Source organism: Tissierella pigra (assembly GCF_018917845.1).
Lineage (GTDB): Bacteria > Bacillota > Clostridia > Tissierellales > Tissierellaceae > Tissierella > Tissierella pigra.
Genome location: NZ_JAHLPJ010000001.1, coordinates 1,309,126 through 1,327,369, shown reverse-complemented (window position 1 = coordinate 1,327,369; position 18,244 = coordinate 1,309,126). Strand labels below are relative to the sequence as shown.

The following is an 18,244-nucleotide window of genomic DNA, read 5'->3' as shown; positions in this document are numbered from 1 at the left end:
TAATATTTATTTGTATCTTATTTTATGTATTCTTTTTTACTACATATGGAATACTAAACTTAACATAATTTAGGAGGTATCAATATGAGAATACCAAATCATATAGGTATAATCCCAGATGGTAATAGACGCTGGGCAGTAGAAAATGGTATGACTAAAGATAAAGGCTATGATGAAGGATTGGATCCAGGATTAAAATTATTTAAGCTTTGTGAAGACATTGGAATAAAAGAAATTACTTACTATGGATTTACAGTAGATAATACTAAGAGACCAAAATTTCAAAGATTAGCCTTTACAGAGGCTTGTATAAATGCAGTTAATTTATTATCAAAGGAAAATGCAGATTTATTAGTCCTTGGTAATACAGAATCAGATATGTTTCCAAAGGAACTAATACCTTTTTCAATTAAAAGACAAAGATTTGGTAAAGGTGGAATTAAAGTTAATTTCTTAGTGAACTATGGATGGCAATGGGATTTAAAAGATTATTTAGTCCAAGGGGGAAACAAGTCCAATCCTTTTAGTTCAATTAAGTCTAGAGATATTTCTAGAGTTGATTTAATTATAAGATGGGGTGGCAGAAGAAGGCTCAGTGGTTTTTTACCTTTACAATCTGTTTATTCAGATTTCTATATAATTGAAGATTATTGGCCTGATTTTAAGTCACAACATCTTCATGATGCTTTAAACTGGTACAATGTTCAAGATATTACTCTTGGAGGTTAATTTTATTGCAGAATTGGGTATATAATGATAGAATGAATTGATTAAAAAGAATAAGGGGGTAGTATAATGAAAGATTATGGAGTATTTGATGTTTTAGGTCCTGTTATGATTGGTCCATCAAGCTCCCATACTGCTGGTGCTGCAAGATTAGCTAAAGTGGCAAAAGATGTTGTAGATGCTGAATTTCATAAAGTAACCTTTTACTTACATGGCTCTTTTGGAAAAACTTTTGAAGGTCACGGCACTGATAAAGCACTAGTAGCAGGTATTCTTGGAATGGAACCTTCTGATGAAGATCTTAGAAATTCCTTTGAAATTGCGAAATCAAAAAATATAGATTTTGAGTTTATAGAAGCTGACTTAGGCTATCAGCATCCCAACACTGTAAAAATAGTATTTGAGTTCGAAGATAAGGAAAATATTTATATTATAGGTTCTTCTATAGGTGGAGGGAATATACTAATTACAGATATTAATGGAAACAAGGTTGAATTTAGTGGCGATTATCCTACTATGCTTATTAAATATATAGATCAAAAGGGCGTTATTTCTCGTATTAGTTCCATTTTATCTACTAACGGCATTAATATAGCTACAATGAAAGTAACTAGAGAAAGTGATATTGCAACTATGGTTGTAGAAACTGATTCAGAAATAAATAAGGATATTGTAAATGAAATGGATACACTAGATGAAATAATATACATTAAAGGAATAAACCCGATTAAGAGGTGATAATATGTTTAATAAAGCTGAAGAATTATTAAAATTATGTAATGAAAAGAATAAAAAAATATCTGAAATAGTAATAGAAAAGGAGCTTAAAAACTCTGAAATCTCACAGGATGAATTAATAAGCAGAATGAAAGAAACTCTATTAGTAATGAAAAACTCTGCTACTACTGCTTTAGATAAAGAAATTATATCAGTTAGCGGCCTAACTGGAGGAGATTCAAAGAGAGTTGAAGAATATAGAAATTCTGGAAAAACATTGACTGGAGACCTTATTATTTCTGCCATGGCTAAAGCATTATCCACATCTGAAGTAAATGCGTCTATGGGGAAAATAGTTGCAGCTCCAACGGCTGGTGCATCTGGAATATTACCTAGTGCATTGTTATCTGCTGGTCAAAAATTAGGTTTAAATGACGATGAACTTTTAGCAGGACTTTTTACTTCTGCTGGTATAGGTGAAATAATTGCTAAAAATGCAACTGTCTCTGGGGCTGAAGGAGGATGTCAAGCTGAATGTGGCTCTGCTGCCGCAATGGCTGCTGCTGCAATTGTTGAAATGGCTGGTGGTACTCCAGAAGCTTCTTTTGATGCTGCTGCTTTTGCATTAGTCAACATAATGGGATTAGTTTGTGACCCTATAGGTGGATTAGTAGAATATCCCTGTGCCCTCAGAAATGCTTCTGGAGTTGTCAATGCACTGATTTCTGCCGATCTAGCATTAGCTGGAGTAAAATCTTTAGTTCCTTTCGATGAAGTAGTTGAAGCTATGTATAAAGTAGGTAAATTACTTCCTGAAGCTTTAAGAGAAACTGCCTTAGGAGGTGTGGCTACTACTCCAACAGGAGAGGCACTTCGAAGGAGGATTCACAGTTGATGAAAGCAGAACTATATGATTTTTTAATTAAGGAAATTGAAAAAGATTACTTATTAAGATACAAAGAAACTCTTTACAAGTATATAAATAGTGAAAAGTTTCAATCTAAATTGGACAATTATGTAAAAGACAGAGACTTTTCTGTCTTTTCTTTATTTGATTTGTTTATAGATTATTTTAATCAGTATGATTCAGGTAGCTCTAGAGATTATATTGTTCAAATATTTAACTGGCTCAATAATAAGTCTTTTCCTCACAAGGGTATAAATGAATTTAACTTTGATTTAGTTCCAATATATGAATTTTTCTTGAAAGTTTTAAATTATTCTTTAGACAAAATAGAATCAACTGATAATAGTGACTTCACCAATAAATATCCCCTAACTTTTCTTACTAGCGAAGAAGAACTGATGAATAATATTACACCAGAGTATTTTACTTTTAAAGATGTATTTTATAATTGTTATATTAAGGAACTAATGTATTTAGATATGGCTATTACTGGACACAATACTATTCATCATGTTATAGGAGTAAATTATTTAAGTATGTATATTGCAAGACAGCTCAATTCTTTAGGACTTCCTGTAGATTTAGGTGTTGTAGCAGGAACTAGCTTGGGCCATGATATAGGTAAATATGGTGTTCTCAAAGATGAAATAAATAGAGTCCCATATCTTCATTATTATTATACTGAAGAATGGTTCAAAAGATTTAATATGGATAAAATCGGTCATATAGCCACTAACCATTCAACTTGGGATTTAGAACTGGAGAACCTATCTATTGAATCCTTAATTCTTATATACTCAGACTTTAGAGTTAAAAATAAGGTGGAAAATAATGTTTACAAAATGTATATATTCTCCTTAGAAGATTCATTTGATGTAATTTTAGATAAATTAGATAATGTAGATGTTGCCAAGGAAAATAGATATAAAAAGGTATATAAAAAGCTAAAGGATTTTGAAGATTATATTATATCTCTAGGACTTGATACTACTTTAAATAATCAACTTATACAACTTCAGAAAAAGCCCTTTGAGTTAATGAATAAAAAAGAAGTATTAGATAATATAAAATATATATCAATAGAACATAATATTTATCTCATGTCTAAGCTAACAGACAGTTCCTCTTTTAATGCAATAATAGAAATGGCAAGGGGAGAAACCAATTGGAGAAAACTTAGGCTCTATTTGCAAATATTTAAGGAATATTCCATTTACCTTACACAGGAACAAAAAACAACTACCTTACATTTTCTGTGGGATTTACTGCTTCATACTGGTGAAGATATACGAAAAGAAGCTGCTGAACTAATAGGAAGACTAATAGCACTGTTCGATGAGGAATATAGAAAAGAACTACCTTCATCAGTGAAATCTTATGAAACAAAAGAATCCTCTGAAATTTTACTAGACGAATTCCTGAATAAACTTCTTTATCCTGACCACAAGGTTGCAGATTCTCAGAGAGAATGGCTATATAATTTAAAAAACATAATAAAATCTTTATTTGAAGTATCCCATGGATCAAATTATAATAAATACTTTGATGTTTTAAATAAATATTATGATAACTATAATGATTTATCTATTGCTGCACAATTCTATTTATCTCAAACTATTAATTATATTCCTATTAAAGCTTTAGATAATAATAGATTATTAAAATTATATACCTATATATTAAAACAACTGGATTCAGATAATATAGAAATAAGGCTTAGTACATTGGATATTATTTATGAAATATTGAACACAACTAATAATATAATGTTTATTGCCTCTATCCGAAACTGGATAATAGCTAATTTACAAAAATCATCTATACCAGCAGATAATTATCTAAAGTATATTATAGGTATGAAAATAAACATATCTCCCAATTACCAAGAGATTTTAGATAGTAATTATGCAGAAAATCAAAATGATACTTCTGAAATATTCTTAGAAAATCTAAAGACTGCAACTGAATGGGTGAAAAAGAAAGTAAATATAGATATATTATATGACCAAGTAGTCAAAAATCCGAAGGGTAAAGGTCTCCATACTGCTATGCACTTATGTAATATACTTAAAGTAAGTGCCATAGAAAGAATTAGAAACTATAGCGGTGAAACTCTGCTAAATATATTTCATCTTTTATCCCCTGAAGAAAAAAATGATGTGGCAGTAGAATTACTAAGAGCTTTGGAAATGGATAACTATCAATTTACAAAGTTTATTCCCTATTATTTAGGACAACTGCTTCTTTATCTGCCACCTAATGAGCTAGATGAAATTATAGATGATTTTGAAGATAAAATAAAAACTGTTAGTTCAAGAGTAGTATTTTTATTATTAAATACTATAGTTATTTCTATTGAAAATTATGGTGAATATATAAAAAGATTTGAGGAAGAACAAGAAATTTATTATAAAAGAAGAGACAGACTTTTAGGTCTATTATCTATTGCTATGGCATCCTATGATAAGGATATTAAGAATGAGTCTTTAATGATTTTGAGTTCTAATCTATTTGAATCTAAGACACTTAGTCTAGATGAAAAGTTCAATATTTTTGATAGAATTGGGAAAAAGATTTTAACTCTTTTATATACAGACAAAGAGGATGATTTTTTATTCTACAGTAATGCCGCCTCATTAAACCATATCTATAGATTTATCTCTCTTTATGAATTTTATCATAAGGATTTAGTAAAAATTAATAAACAAAAAATTGCTTTCTTTCCAGGCAGCTTTGACCCGTTTTCTCTAGGCCACAAAGAAATTGCCATAGAAATAAGGGATCAAGGATTTCAAGTATATTTAGCTGTAGATGAGTTTTCTTGGTCCAAGAGAACAGAACCTCATATTTTTAGAAGAAATATTATAAATATGAGCATTGCTTTAGAAAATGATATTTATTTATTTCCTAAAGATATACCAATAAATATTAGTAATCCAAATGATTTATATAAATTAAAAGAACTATTTCCTTCTGATGATGTGTATATTGTAGTTGGTTCAGATGTTTTAGTCAATGCCTCTGCTTATAAAATTGAAAGTCCCATACTAGATTTTCCACATATTATCTTTGATAGAAAGTCAAGTATATCCAAGGATGATGATGAAAAAAAACTAGAAGAAAGTATTGAAAATATAAGGGCTAATATTATTAGACTTTCTCTACCACCGCAATATGAAGATATTAGTTCCTCTCAAATAAGAAAAAATATAGATTTAAATAGGGACATATCTAAATTTATAGACCCCCTTGCAGAATCCTATATATATGACTATGGACTCTATCTTAGGGAACCTCAATACAAAACTTTATTACAATCTAAAACTCTCGAAGTTAATGTAGCGAGAAATTTAAGTGAAAAACTTTTAAATGAAATAAAAGAACAATTCGGAGAAGTAATAAATATAAAACATTTAGAATCTCTTAGAAATAAATTAAGCTATAGAATTTTATTAGTCAGAGAAGCAAATAGCCATGAATTATTAGGTTTTTCCACCTTCTATTGGATTCGTCAAAGCATATTATATGATGAATTTAATAATTCGTCTATTACAGAATATATTAGGCAAAGTGTAAAAGGTAGAATAGTTTTAATATCTGGAGTCTGCGTTAAAAATAATAGTGATTATTTAATAGAGACTGTTTTGAATGAAACATTATCCGTTGCCATAAATAGAGATTATAATTATGCAATTTATAATAATTCTCTTACTAAAGAAATAAATCCTAAAGTTGAAAAACAGTTATTACTACAGGGTTTTGCCATGACTGATTTTATATATAATAATAGCCCGATTTTCATGGTAAATATGAACAACCCTATTACCCTAAATTTAGATTTGGAAAATATGTTGAAGCCACCTTATAGTACAAATTTGAAGGTTTTAGAAACCATAAGAGACACCAGAATCAGACTTAAAGAAGCCTTAGTCAATCTTTATCCAGGAGAACTTTTGCTTACTTATAATAGGGATATGACTTATAGCAAATTGATACAAAAAATATGTGATACAAATGGAGTTAGTATAATTCAGTCCTCAAGGAGAATTTTAGGTCCTAATATGTGTGTACCATTCGGCTCTATACTAAATAGTAGCATCGTACCAAATACTGTCACTAAGACTATGCACACAGAAAAAGTTTTTAAATCAAATATTATTGATTTCAATATTGAAGCTTATCCCCACTATCTTAATTTAGCAGAACAGGCTAAAATTCTAAAATCCTTTAATAGACCTGTTATATTGGTAGATGATTTACTTCACAAAGGATATAGAATAAATGTTATAGAACCTATTTTAAAAAGTATGGGAATAGAAATCAAAAAAGTTATATTAGGTATTCTCTCTGGTAGAGGAAGTGAAATTGGAAAAGAAAAAAATCTACCTTTAGACTACGCATATTTCATACCAAATCTAAAATTATGGTTTAACGAAAGTAGTCAGTACCCCTTTATCGGTGGTGATATGGTAGATAAAACTATTTTACAGTCAAGTTCTATACCAAGTATAAATATGATTCTCCCCTATGTAGCACCAAAATTTATAAAAAACACCAAGAATGATGCTATATATAATTTATCGGAGATTTGCTTAAAGAATTCATTTATGATATTCAAATCCATTGAAGAAGTTTATCAGTCCATAAATCAGAAAAGTTTAAATATCAAAGGCTTAGATGAAATAATAGTATCGCCGAGACATCCAGATACAAGAAATATTAATTCGACAAGAAATATTAAACCTTCTGCTTGTATAGATATGGATTTAGAATACCTAATGAGATTAGAAAATATTATCAGAAGATAAATAAGGAGGCTTTATAAATGTATGAAAAATTTAAGTTCTATAAGTTTGGAGATAATTATTTATTTTCCTTATGTAAATATAATGAACTCAATGAAGTATCAGAAGAAGAAATAAAATCCATTAGTGATTTAATATATTTTCTTAACCCAATGAATCCTATAAATTCAAGAAAATCTTTTGCTATATCCTCCCCTTCTTTATTATATTTAAAAGAGGAAGGGTTAAATATATTACAATTAGACTCTGTAGACTATAGTTCTCATATTCCAAGTTGGATAATAGATAAAATCAATGAGAGAAAAATTATGTCCATAAATACAAACTATCCTAGTTGGAAAAACTTACTTCTTAAACCAATAAAGAAAAAGTGGAGACTAAACCTTATAGCATTGGGAGATGTGGGAAGTACACTTCTTATAGGCCTAAGGCTTCTTGGTGGAGAGTTTATAGATACTATAGGTATTTATGACAGAAACTTAAATAGATTAAAAAGATGGGAATACGAGCTAAATCAAATAAGACGTCCCTTTGATGAACTAGCATTCCCTAAAGTTATTCCCTTAGAAGAAGATTATTTATTTGATTGCGATATGTTTATATTTTGTGCATCTAAAGGCATACCACCAGTGGGCAGTGATATAACAGATGTACGGATGGCTCAGCTTAAATCTAATTCTGAAATCATTGGTGAATATTCAAAGTTAGCTAGAGAAAGAAATTTTCAGGGTATATTTGCAGTAGTATCAGATCCTGTAGATTTACTTTGTAAGGTTGCATTTCTTGAAAGTAATAAAGATAATGAGGGAAATATGGACTTTAAGGGCTTAAGTTCCGATCAAATAATAGGATATGGCCTAGGAGTAATGAATGGTAGAGCTTGTTTTTATGCAGAACAATCTTCTGAAATGATTCATTATATTGAAGAAGGAAGAGTATTTGGACCTCATGGAGAAGGTTTAATTGTGGCAGATAGTATAAAAAACTACAATGAAGAAATATCAAATTATTTAACAGATAAAACAATAAACGCAAATAAAGAAGTTAGAGGATTTGGATATAAACCCTTTGTGGCCCCTTCCCTTTCTTCTGGTGCATTATCTATTATATCTACTATAAATGGTAATTGGTTCTATGGCTCTACATATATGAAGGAAGTATATATGGGCTCTAAGTGTAGATTGCTTCCATCTGGAATTGAAGTTGAACAGCTTGATTTATCTAATGAACTATTTAGTAAACTTCAAGAAACTTATAATAAATTGGCGATGATTATATGAAAGAAATAGTAGTCATAGTTCCAGAAAATCCTAGTAAATTATTATCTAAGATGATGTCTACCGTGTTGGATAATAGAGATTTTACAATAGTAAAATCTGCAGATGAAGTGGAAAACTTACAAAATAAAAGGATATTATTTGTCTTGGAATTAAATGAAATTGGTACATCTAATGTATTGAACAATATTTTTTCCAAACTCTATAAAATGGGAAAAGATTCTTTAAAGGACTCTGAAGGCACTGTTTTAATCCATAGCAACTATACTATGTTTACAAAAACCATGGCTCAGTCTGTAATCTTCTTAGCTAATAATCTTGGCTGTAGTTTTGTAGGCAGACCTTTAGTAGAAGCCACTGGAAATTTAGAAAATTTCATAGCTATGGAAAAAGTATATAATATGCCCCTAGAAAATATTTGTTTATATCAATGTCAGGAATTAGGTAAAAGATTTTTCTGTGATGATTTTAACTCTATTGAAAAAAAGAAAAAATTATTGGTTCTCCATTCCAGTAATAGACAAGTATCAAATACCCTTACTCTTTGGGATATGGTAAAGAAAAGCCTCCATAATATTGAAATAAATGAAATCAACGTAGGCAATGGAAATGTACTGGATTGTAAAGGTTGCCCCTATAAGACCTGTAAACATTTAGGAAATCAAAGTCGTTGTTTCTATGGTGGAATAGTAGTAGAGGAAATTTATCCTGCTATACTTGAAGCAGACTCATTATTATTTATTTGCCCTAATTATAATGATATGATAACTGCAAATTTAGTAGCCACCATAAATAGGCTCACTGCTTTATATAGACAAACTAAATTTTATGATAAAAGTATATTTTCCATTATAGTATCTGGCTATTCTGGTGGAGATGCCTTAGGGAAACAACTGATTTCTAGTTTAAATATGAATAAAACCTTTAGACTTCCACCCTATTTCTCCCTTATGGCAATTGCCAATGATAAAGGCTCCATAGAAAAAGTGCCAAATATAGAAACCTTAGCAAATTCCTTTGCAGAAAGGATAATAAATAGTATATGATTTATACTTAAAAATATCCTAACGATGTTACCCCTAAATCCACATATGGAATTAAGGGGTAACATCATAATATACCTAGTGAGGGACTTTTTAATTATATTTTTTTATCAATTTTTTCATCAACCAAAGTAACTAATTTATCCCATTTATCTCCAATTACAGCACCTAATATAATCTCAAAAAATATTGTAAAAATTAAGTAAAATGGAAATATCATAATTACTATTATCATTCTATAATTCTTTTTTTTATTGTCAGACATTTTATATCACCTGTTTTCATATTATATCTTAAATATTAATCTATGAGACTATTTTATATAAAGATTAACATATAAGCTTTGTCGGACTGATATTGTTTTTTGCTATCCTCAAAATCTAATTGTAAACAATAATATTTTTATTTTATTAGGATATAATGGATAACTTGCCTTCTATATTTTCTAAAGCTCCACCTTTACTTCCGACATAAACATAAAATTCTCCAGTTTCTATACCTGTAAAAGTATGTTGTAATTCTTTGCCTGTTATTTCAAAATACTGTTTCCATTCTACTCCTTGAGCATTTACAATATCTTTAGCATCACTTAATGCTACAAATATTTTATCCTCTGATTCCATAGATATATCTATTTTATAACTAATATTTTTTTCTAATTTAACTTTACCTACAGATACTACTTCTTTTGCTACAATACTATTGATCGATATATTTATATCCTTTTCAGCTTTTACTTTAGTTTTAGGAAATACAATAAGGTACAATGCAAATATTATTATAATTAGCCCTACTCCAAATAGAATCATATTTCTTTTTCCCACATACCTAGTATTTTTATTCATAAAATTACCTCCTCATAATATAATTTAATAGTTATATTTTATTTCCTACCTTATAACTTTCAAAAAACATACTCTCGCATATATAATTTGGACAGTTCCATCAAAGCTAGATTAATATTAATCTAACTTTTCCATAGGTAACATTATATTTAATTGAAATATTCCATTATTCCACTCATAGTTTAAGATTCCATTATATTTTTTTACTATTGCTTGTATACTTTTTACTCCAAATCCATGGCTTTCCTTGTTTTCCTTTGAGGTTTCAAGATTTCCGTATTTATTTATTGGGTTAATTTGTGTTGGATTAGATGTATCTATATGTAGATACTCCTTATATGTACTTATACTTATATTCATATTTCTTTCTTCTTTATTAACTATTTTCTCATTTGCTTCAATCCCATTGTCTAATAAATTTCCTAGTATTGTACATAAGTCTATGGGATTTATATTTATATCTTTCGAAAGGTTTATCTTTATATCTATATTAATACCTTTCTTTTTTCCTTCTAATTTTTTTTGGTTTAATATGGTGTCTAATATATCATTACCTGTTTTAATCCAAGCGTGAGTTTCAATTACTTCATCTCTTAGATTATTTATATAATTTTCCGCAGATTCTATTTTCCTTTGTTCTAATAGTTTATCTATACAAACTATATGATTTTTGAAATCATGATGAATCTTTCTAATTTCTGTATATATCTTTTCTTTTTCTTCTATTTCTTTTATGAGCATTTCATTCTTTATTTCTACTATTTTATAGTTACTTCTTTCTTTATAAACTTGGTTCAGTTTTATAAATATATAATATGTTATTACAACTATTAGTAGAGAACCTAAACTAATTAGGATTGATAAATATTGTATTTCTATATTTAAGTCATTTAAAATAATACTTATCTTAAATATCACTAATAAATTTACTCCTGACACTAAATATACAAATAATATCCAATACCAATAATATTTTGGAATATTTGTATCATTGTCTTTAGAATTATTTTTTACAATTCTCAAAGATATAAATAATATTAACTTAGCTATTTGTGACCCTAGCACTCTGCTCCATGTTTGATCTACAATAATTTGTTGAATATCTTTACTAATGAAATAACTTAGTATATTGGCTGTAACAATATCAGAAAATATTAACAAGAAAAAAAACATAGAAGTATAGTATGATTTTTCTCTTATATTTCCTTTAAATAATTTACTGACTCCATATAAAGATATTAGAAAAAACAATATGGTCCTCTCTATTGAATATATATTTATTTTAGTTAATATATATATAAGTATTGATAGTATTATAATGGACGAATAATATATTTTCTCTTTTATCTCCTTATTTCTACCTAACATATAATTTGAAAAATCATAAAACAAAATCACTTCAAATAAGCATAGTATGTATTCATATAATCCCCATAGCAAAGACTGTCCCATTTTTATCCTCTCCTTGCGGCTCTTATGAAAGCTTTTTTTACTTCTTCTATTTTATATCTACTTACAGACAGTTTTTCCTCTGTATCTAGGGTAATGTATAAGTTCCCAATGCTCTTTATATAATTTTCATTTACTATACAACCCCTATGAATGGACACGAAGCCTTTAGATAAAAATATATCTTCAATATCTTTAAATCTTCTTATATTTGTTTTATATTTTCTACTAAATGTTCTAATAGATACAACCCTATCTATAAATTCAAAATATAATATTTCTCTAAGATATAACCGTATTTCTTCTTCTATAGTTTGAAATATATATTTTTCATCTTTTAATACTTCCATTGTACTTTGTAGTGCTTCTACTAACTCAGTATCAATATACATTTTCCTAATGAATCTAAATATATTGTATTTAAAAGTCTGATATACTTTATCTTCCATAGAAGTCAAAAATATTAATAGAACTTCATTGTCCTTCCTCCTAATAGCATCAGCTACTTCTATGCCATCCATATTAGGCATATTTATATCTAAAAAAATAATATCAAAATTAGTGTTTTCTTGCTTGAGACTTTCCAATAATTCTATTCCATCTGTGAATTTATTAATTGCTATGATCTTTTCTTCATCTATTAAGACTTCCTTTATTTTACATGATATGTAATCTAAAAAATATTTATCATCATCACAAATAGCAATATTTATCATCATCTTCTCTCCTATTCTATGTATTGAATATTTTATAGATAATATAATTATAGCATAATCAAGTAAATCTTTGACATCACTTCTAATTTATAACAACAAACAAAAAGCTATGATGGTTTAGCCATCATAGCTTTTATTTATCTTATGGTAATATATTTCCAATTGTTGGTTCTAAATCTGATGGAAATAAATATCCATCTAATACTTTGGTCGATTAATACGGCTAACCACGCTCCTGAAAGTCCCATACCTAGTTTTATTACAAAAATATGTGCACAAATCCATCTAATAATTAAAATTCCTAGTAAAGTAGATATTAATGTCCATACTGTATCCCCTGCTCCCCTAAGTCCTCCTGAAATAATCAATTGAGAACATTGGAAAGGTTGTATAAACGCCACTAATTTCAGTACAGCTCCTGCTCCTAGAATTACTTCCTTGTTATCAGTATATAAAGCTGCTATGGCTGAACCGAAGAAGAAAAATATAACACCCATAACTGTTGCTATTATCGCACCTATTTTACCACACATTTTTACATATGCCTCTGCTTTATCTGGTTCTTCTTCTCCCAGACTTCGCCCCACTAAAGTCGATGCAGATATTCCAAATGCCTGACCTGGAGTAAAAGATAGATTCAATATACTTATACAAATCTGATGTGTTGCATAGGGTACAGTACCTAAAGAAGCTATAATCTTTGTAAATATTAGCATTCCTGCTCGCATAGCAAGTTGCTCTCCCGAGGCTGGCAATCCAATTTTAATTAAATTATATACTATATCTTTATCAAATTTAAATTTTTTCTTCAAATTTATATGGACTATGTTTTTTTGATTAAATACAACTCTCATCAATAATATACTTGCTATTACCTGTGATAGAGATGTAGATATTCCGGCACCTAAAACCCCTAGTCTTGGGAATCCAAATAATCCATAAATTAAAACGGCGTTACCAACTACATTTGATAAATTGGCAATAATATTTATTTTCATAGGTGTTTTAGTATCTCCTGAGCCTCTTAAAGAGGCAAATATAGAAAAGTTGAAAGCTTGAAATATAAATCCTGAAGCAATTACCCTAAAATAATCTCTACCTATAATAAGAGTATCCTCATGAGCACCAAAGAATTTCATAGCAGTATCTGTCATACCTAAACCTATAAATAGTATGGGGACAACTAATAGGATTTGAGTAAGTATAGTAACATGCTTTACTACAGATTCAATCCTATCCTCTCGTTTTGCTCCTATGTAACGCGCTACCATAGTTGTAGCACCAATATTTAAGGATTGTACTAATGCTAATCCTAAAAATACCAGTTGATTAGTAACACCGACTGCAGCAATAGATGCAGCTGTAGTAGCAGCATCTCCAGATCTGCCAAGCATCATCATATCTACCATACCGAAAAGAGTTCCCATTAAGAGTTCAATCAAAACAGGCGATGCTATTTTAACTATTTGATTTCTTAGATCTTTCTTATTAAGAACAGACTCCATTTACAATTCACCTTTACTTTCCTTATATTTAGTTCGACACTCTAAATATTATATCATAGAAAAACAAAAAAACAAACTCCCTAGAGAGAGTTTGTTTTTTATATTAATTATTTTTTGATTTTATATACTCATCCATTGCTTTAGCTGCATCTTTACCTGCGCCCATAGCAAGTATTACTGTAGCTGCTCCTGTTACTGCATCTCCACCTGCAAATACACCTTCTCTTGATGTCTGACCATTTTCATCAGCTACTATACATAGATGATTGTTTACATCTAATCCATCTGTAGTTGAAGAAATCAATGGATTTGGTGATGTACCTAAGGACATTATAACAGTATCCACTTCAAATTCAAATTCTGAACCTGCTATTTCTCTAGGTCTTCTTCTACCTGATGAATCAGGTTCACCTAATTCCATTCTTACACATTTAAGTCCTTTTACCCAACCATTTTCGTCTCCAAGAACTTCTATTGGATTTGTAAGAAGTTCAAATATAATTCCTTCTTCTTTAGCATGGTGAACTTCTTCAACTCTTGCTGGTAATTCTTCTTCTGTTCTTCTATATACTACATATACTTCTGCACCAAGTCTTTTAGCAGTTCTAGCAGCGTCCATAGCAACGTTTCCTCCACCTACTACTGCTACTTTTTGACCTACTTTAATTGGTGTATCGAATTCTGGTCTGAAAGCTTTCATTAGGTTATTTCTAGTTAAGAATTCATTAGCTGAGAATACTCCGTTAAGGTTTTCTCCTGGAATATTCATGAATTTAGGAAGTCCTGCACCTGAACCTATGAAAACAGCTTCAAAGCCTTCTTCAAATATTTCATCTACAGTAATTGTTCTACCAACTATAACGTTAGTTTCTATTTTAACACCTAATTTTTTCAAGTTTTCAATTTCATTTTTTACTACTGTTTCCTTTGGAAGTCTAAATTCAGGAATACCATATACTAATACTCCTCCTGGCTCATGAAGAGCTTCAAATATTGTTACATCATAACCTTCCTTAGCTAATTCACCTGCACAAGTAACACCAGCAGGACCTGAACCTATAATAGCAACTTTATGACCGTTACTTTCTTTAGCTTTTCCAACTTCGATTCCATTTTCTCTAGCCCAGTCAGCAGCAAATCTCTCTAATTTACCGATTGCAACTGCATCTCCTTTTTTACCTAAGATACAAGTGCTTTCACATTGAACTTCCTGTGGACAAACTCTACCACAAACTGCTGGAAGTGCTGAATACTCTGCTAGAACTTGAGCAGCTTCTGCAAAATTACCTTCTGCTATATGTTTAATAAATCCTGGAATATCTATAGAAACTGGACAGTTTGGTCTACAGAAAGGTTTTTTACATTGTATACATCTTTTAGCTTCCTGTATTGCTTCTTCTTCTGTATATCCAAGACATACTTCTTCAAAGTTATGGTTTCTTACTTGTGGGTCTTGCTCTGCAATAGGAGTTCTTGTAAATTTATCCATTATTTTCTAGCCTCCTCTAGTTGACATTTATAAGCTTCATCTTTTTTAACTTCTTCAGTCTTATATTGTCCTTGTCTTTTTAATGCCTCATCGAAGTCTACAAGATGTCCATCAAATTCTGGTCCATGAACACATGCAAACTTTGTTTCATTACCTACTGTAACTCTACAAGCTCCACACATTCCAGTTCCATCTACCATTATAGGATTAAGTGATACAACAGTAGGAATATTTAATTTTTTAGTTGTCAACGCAACGAATTTCATCATTATCATAGGTCCTATAGCTATACATACATCATATTGTTTTCCTTGATTATTTACTAAGTCCTCTATGTAATTAGTAACTAATCCATGGAATCCATAAGAACCATCATCTGTTGCTACATATAGATTTCCTGCAACTGATTTTAGTTTGTCCTCTAAAATAACTAAATCTTTAGTTTTAGCTCCCATAATAACATCAACTTCTACACCGTGCTCATGCAGCCATTTTACTTGAGGATAAACAGGTGCCGTACCTACTCCACCAGCTACAAATAACATTTTCTTTTTCTTTAGCTCATCAAGGTCTTCACTTACAAACTCTGATGGAACTCCTAAAGGTCCAACAAAGTCCTTTAATGAATCTCCTTTTTCAAATGCTGCAAGTTTTTTAGTAGAGCTACCCATAGATTGAACTACTATTTGTACTGTTCCTTTTTCTTTGTCGTAGTCACAAATTGTAAGTGGTAATCTCTCACCTGTTTCATCTGTAATTACAATAACAAATTGTCCTGGCTTAGCGGAATTCGCTACTCTTGGAGCCAAAATATCCATTGAGAAAATATTTGGAGCAAGAATTTCTTTTTCTACAATTTTATACAATTGTACTTCCCCCTTAATAATATATTTATTTCATGCTTTAAAACTTTTAGTAATTTATAAAACATTTTATTTTACATCACCAAAATTTTAACATATCCGTATATTTAATTCAACCTAATTTAGAATTAAATAATCTTAGTTATTATTCAATTGAATTTATTTTTTTTAGAACTGCAGATTCTATAGTGTTTATTTTGTCCTCTGAAACCTTACTATTTATATCTTTTGAATAAATATAAAGCTTTATTTTTGGCTCTGTACCTGAAGGTCTTACGGCATACCAAGAACCATCTTCTAAGTAGTATTTTAGAACATTGGATTTAGGATTTCCTGTATTATCTAACAGGTAATCTATAGTTTTTTCAAGTTTTATGCCATCAAAATCCATTATTGGTCTTTTTCTAATTTCTTCCATCATTCTGCTTATTCTTTGACTTCCTTCTATACCTTCCAATACTATAGATATAAGTTTTTCTTTATAATATCCATGCTCCTTGTATATATCTTCCAATACATCTAGTAATGATTTTCCTTGTTTTTTATAAAATCCTGCCATTTCTGCTATAAGCATGGAAGTATTTACTGCATCTTTATCTCTTACCATAGTTCCATATACATATCCTATACTTTCCTCATATCCAAATATAAAAGTATGCTCTCCTGTTTTGTCAAATTCATTGGCTTTACCACAAATATTTTTAAATCCAGTCAAAGTTTCTATAGTTTCCACTCCATACTTTTTGGCTATTGATTTACTTAAATCTCCAGTAACTATTGATTTAACTATAACTCCATTTTCTGGAATATTATTTAATCTATTTCTTTGAGATAATATATAATTTACTAATAGCACTCCCGCTTGATTGCCATTAATAAATTTAAACTCTCCATCCTTATTCCTTACCATCATAGCAACCCTGTCACAATCTGGATCAGTTGCTATAATTAATTCTGCATCTTCTTTTTTCCCCAATACTTTAGCATAATCGAATGCCTTTACATCTTCTGGATTTGGATATCCTACTGTTGTAAAGTTTGGATCTGGATTCTCCTGTTCTGGTACAACGATTATATTGGTAAATCCTCGTTTTGAAAGTATTCGTCTTACTGGAATATTTCCAGTACCATTAAGAGGTGTATATATAATCTTTATATCCTTATCTATATCATCATCAAGTGATAAACTAAGCAAATCTTTATCATAATCATCATCAATTTCTTTACCTATATATTCAATTAAACCCTTATTCTTAGCCTCATCTAAATCCATAAGTTTTATTTCTGAAAAATCTTTTATATTTTTTATTTCCATAAGGATTTCATCTGCTATATCGTCTAAAATCTGAGAACCATCTTCCCAGTAAACCTTATATCCATTATAGTCCCTTGGATTGTGACTTGCTGTAACTACTATTCCAGATATGGCATCTAACTTTCTAATAGTATAAGACAATAAAGGTGTAGGTCTTATTCCTTCAAATAAATAAACCTTTATTCCATTGGCTGCCAATACTCTAGCAGCTATTTGAGAAAATTTATCTGAATAATGTCTTACATCATAGGCAATAGCCACACCTCTATTCATAGCTTCCTTTCCTTTATTTACTATGGTTTTTGCTAGTCCTTCAGTGGCTAAAGATACAGTATATATATTCATTCTATTGGTTCCAGCTCCAACCTTTCCCCTTAGTCCAGCTGTTCCAAAGGATAAATCAGTATAAAATCTGTCCTCTATTTCTTTGTCATCTGTAATTTGTCTAAGTTCTAATCTCGTTTCTTCATCAAAATAATCATTTTCTAACCAGCTATTGTATTTATCTTTATAATTCATAAAATCACCTCAATATATTGATTTGGTTTCATTCTTTTCTTATATTGTATTTGTTATTACCTAATTTG

At 29.7% G+C, this 18,244-nt stretch carries 14 protein-coding genes; 6 read left to right on the top strand and 8 right to left on the bottom strand.

Annotation, left to right across the window (positions count from 1 at the left end; all coding sequences use genetic code 11):
- Positions 1-84 precede the first annotated feature (84 nt).
- The 6 genes from KQI41_RS06485 (at position 85) to KQI41_RS06460 (ending at position 9,478) form a co-directional block, all read left to right on the top strand.
- Complete coding sequence (locus tag KQI41_RS06485; RefSeq protein WP_216585049.1) at positions 85-729, top strand: undecaprenyl diphosphate synthase family protein; 645 nt, start codon at positions 85-87, stop codon at positions 727-729.
- A 66-nt stretch (positions 730-795) separates the two neighbouring features.
- Positions 796-1,464 (top strand): L-serine ammonia-lyase, iron-sulfur-dependent subunit beta, encoded by a 669-nt coding sequence (gene sdaAB / locus KQI41_RS06480; protein WP_154442011.1) that lies wholly within the window; start codon positions 796-798, stop codon positions 1,462-1,464.
- A gap of 4 nt (positions 1,465-1,468) precedes the next feature.
- Positions 1,469-2,338 carry an L-serine ammonia-lyase, iron-sulfur-dependent, subunit alpha gene (sdaAA, locus tag KQI41_RS06475; protein WP_154442009.1) on the top strand — a complete coding sequence of 290 codons (870 nt, stop codon included), beginning with the start codon at positions 1,469-1,471 and terminating at the stop codon, positions 2,336-2,338.
- Positions 2,338-7,158 carry a cytidyltransferase gene (locus tag KQI41_RS06470; protein ID WP_216585924.1) on the top strand — a complete coding sequence of 1,607 codons (4,821 nt, stop codon included), beginning with the start codon at positions 2,338-2,340 and terminating at the stop codon, positions 7,156-7,158. Before sdaAA ends, KQI41_RS06470 begins: the two co-directional genes overlap by 1 nt.
- Positions 7,159-7,175: 17 nt before the next feature.
- A complete protein-coding gene (locus tag KQI41_RS06465) occupies positions 7,176-8,435 on the top strand; it encodes a Rossmann-fold NAD(P)-binding domain-containing protein (RefSeq protein WP_216585048.1) in 1,260 nt (419 codons plus the stop codon).
- Positions 8,432-9,478 carry a flavodoxin family protein gene (locus tag KQI41_RS06460; RefSeq protein WP_216585047.1) on the top strand — a complete coding sequence of 349 codons (1,047 nt, stop codon included), beginning with the start codon at positions 8,432-8,434 and terminating at the stop codon, positions 9,476-9,478. Before KQI41_RS06465 ends, KQI41_RS06460 begins: the two co-directional genes overlap by 4 nt.
- Before the next feature lie 94 nt (positions 9,479-9,572).
- Here the strand turns inward: KQI41_RS06460 and KQI41_RS06455 are convergent, their stop codons facing one another.
- The 8 genes from KQI41_RS06455 to KQI41_RS06425 form a co-directional block, all read right to left on the bottom strand.
- Entirely contained in the window at positions 9,573-9,740 is a 168-nt protein-coding gene (locus KQI41_RS06455; protein ID WP_216585046.1) for a hypothetical protein, read from the bottom strand.
- A 145-nt stretch (positions 9,741-9,885) separates the two neighbouring features.
- A complete protein-coding gene (locus KQI41_RS06450; RefSeq protein ID WP_216585045.1) occupies positions 9,886-10,320 on the bottom strand; it encodes a hypothetical protein in 435 nt (144 codons plus the stop codon).
- Between the two features lie 117 nt (positions 10,321-10,437).
- Positions 10,438-11,772: a sensor histidine kinase gene (locus KQI41_RS06445; RefSeq protein ID WP_154441999.1), complete on the bottom strand. Its 1,335-nt coding sequence runs from the start codon at positions 11,770-11,772 to the stop codon at positions 10,438-10,440.
- 2 nt (positions 11,773-11,774) lie between these two features.
- A complete protein-coding gene (locus tag KQI41_RS06440) occupies positions 11,775-12,485 on the bottom strand; it encodes a LytR/AlgR family response regulator transcription factor (RefSeq protein WP_216585044.1) in 711 nt (236 codons plus the stop codon).
- A gap of 137 nt (positions 12,486-12,622) precedes the next feature.
- Positions 12,623-13,990, bottom strand: coding sequence for an MATE family efflux transporter (locus KQI41_RS06435; protein WP_216585043.1), 1,368 nt, complete (start codon positions 13,988-13,990; stop codon positions 12,623-12,625).
- 103 nt (positions 13,991-14,093) lie between these two features.
- On the bottom strand, positions 14,094-15,479 hold the full coding sequence (gltA, locus tag KQI41_RS19260; protein ID WP_154441993.1) for an NADPH-dependent glutamate synthase: 1,386 nt from the start codon (positions 15,477-15,479) through the stop codon (positions 14,094-14,096).
- On the bottom strand, positions 15,479-16,345 hold the full coding sequence (locus tag KQI41_RS19255) for a sulfide/dihydroorotate dehydrogenase-like FAD/NAD-binding protein (protein ID WP_342366190.1): 867 nt from the start codon (positions 16,343-16,345) through the stop codon (positions 15,479-15,481). Before KQI41_RS19255 ends, gltA begins: the two co-directional genes overlap by 1 nt.
- Positions 16,346-16,487: 142 nt before the next feature.
- Positions 16,488-18,176: a phospho-sugar mutase gene (locus KQI41_RS06425; RefSeq protein WP_216585042.1), complete on the bottom strand. Its 1,689-nt coding sequence runs from the start codon at positions 18,174-18,176 to the stop codon at positions 16,488-16,490.
- Between the last annotated feature and the right edge of the window lie 68 nt (positions 18,177-18,244).

What these genes read in the sequence shown, in the direction of transcription:
- KQI41_RS06470 (WP_216585924.1), top strand. Translation starts at nt 2,338, where the DNA reads ATGAAAGCAGAACTATATGATTTTTTAATTAAGGAAATTGAAAAAGAT.
- KQI41_RS06435 (WP_216585043.1), bottom strand. Translation starts at nt 13,990, where the DNA reads ATGGAGTCTGTTCTTAATAAGAAAGATCTAAGAAATCAAATAGTTAAA.
- sdaAA (WP_154442009.1), top strand. Translation starts at nt 1,469, where the DNA reads ATGTTTAATAAAGCTGAAGAATTATTAAAATTATGTAATGAAAAGAAT.
- KQI41_RS06455 (WP_216585046.1), bottom strand. Translation starts at nt 9,740, where the DNA reads ATGTCTGACAATAAAAAAAAGAATTATAGAATGATAATAGTAATTATG.
- KQI41_RS06485 (WP_216585049.1), top strand. Translation starts at nt 85, where the DNA reads ATGAGAATACCAAATCATATAGGTATAATCCCAGATGGTAATAGACGC.
- gltA (WP_154441993.1), bottom strand. Translation starts at nt 15,479, where the DNA reads ATGGATAAATTTACAAGAACTCCTATTGCAGAGCAAGACCCACAAGTA.
- sdaAB (WP_154442011.1), top strand. Translation starts at nt 796, where the DNA reads ATGAAAGATTATGGAGTATTTGATGTTTTAGGTCCTGTTATGATTGGT.
- KQI41_RS06425 (WP_216585042.1), bottom strand. Translation starts at nt 18,176, where the DNA reads ATGAATTATAAAGATAAATACAATAGCTGGTTAGAAAATGATTATTTT.
- KQI41_RS06460 (WP_216585047.1), top strand. Translation starts at nt 8,432, where the DNA reads ATGAAAGAAATAGTAGTCATAGTTCCAGAAAATCCTAGTAAATTATTA.
- KQI41_RS06440 (WP_216585044.1), bottom strand. Translation starts at nt 12,485, where the DNA reads ATGATAAATATTGCTATTTGTGATGATGATAAATATTTTTTAGATTAC.
- KQI41_RS06450 (WP_216585045.1), bottom strand. Translation starts at nt 10,320, where the DNA reads ATGAATAAAAATACTAGGTATGTGGGAAAAAGAAATATGATTCTATTT.
- KQI41_RS06465 (WP_216585048.1), top strand. Translation starts at nt 7,176, where the DNA reads ATGTATGAAAAATTTAAGTTCTATAAGTTTGGAGATAATTATTTATTT.
- KQI41_RS06445 (WP_154441999.1), bottom strand. Translation starts at nt 11,772, where the DNA reads ATGGGACAGTCTTTGCTATGGGGATTATATGAATACATACTATGCTTA.